This window comes from Vibrio sp. 704 (assembly GCF_033339295.1).
This window is the reverse complement of the sequence record NZ_JAWOUH010000716.1, coordinates 1-594: the sequence shown is the minus strand read 5'-3', so window position 1 is coordinate 594 and position 594 is coordinate 1. Positions and strand designations below refer to the sequence as shown.

Annotated in this window: 1 protein-coding gene; it reads left to right on the top strand. The window is 46.3% G+C overall.

Going from position 1 to position 594, the window contains the following annotated elements:
- The coding region (locus tag R7R24_RS28700; protein WP_318120458.1) for an efflux RND transporter permease subunit at window positions 1-594 on the top strand (594 nt) is incomplete at both ends.

The window sequence follows — 594 nt, the reverse complement described above, 5'->3', positions numbered from 1 at the left end:
TGCTTTGTAAACGGCACTTATCGTAACTTCGTGAAAGCCTGTACGCATTGGCGTTGGACGGTATTTGCTGTGTTCTGTGGTTTATTGCTGATCAGTGCTGCATTGGTTAAATCCAACTATGTGCGTGTTATCCCTAACCCGAAAGTACCGACCGATTACCCTGCGATTACTATCGAGATGAATGACACGGTTTCTAGTGAGCAAACCATTGAAGCGTTGAAAACCATCGAGCGTGTCATGCAAGAGGTCGAGTCTCAAACTATTGCTGATCATGGGCAAGGTATGATTCGCGATGTGCTTTCTTACAATCGAAGCCGCACCGAAGGACGAGTGTTAGTACCGCTTGTCGATGAGGAAATTCGTCCGTTCAATACCTTTGAACTTGCTCGACGCTGGCGTGAGGCGATGCCTGTTATTCCGGGGATGAAGAGTATCAAGATCCGCGAACAAAGTGCCGGTGGTGGCGATCGTGATGAGTTTGGCTACTTACTGTTTGGTTCCAACATCAATGAACTTAATCAAGCAGGACGTTACTTGATTGAACGTTTACAGCAAGAAGAAGGGTTGTACGATATCTCGTCATCCATTGATTCA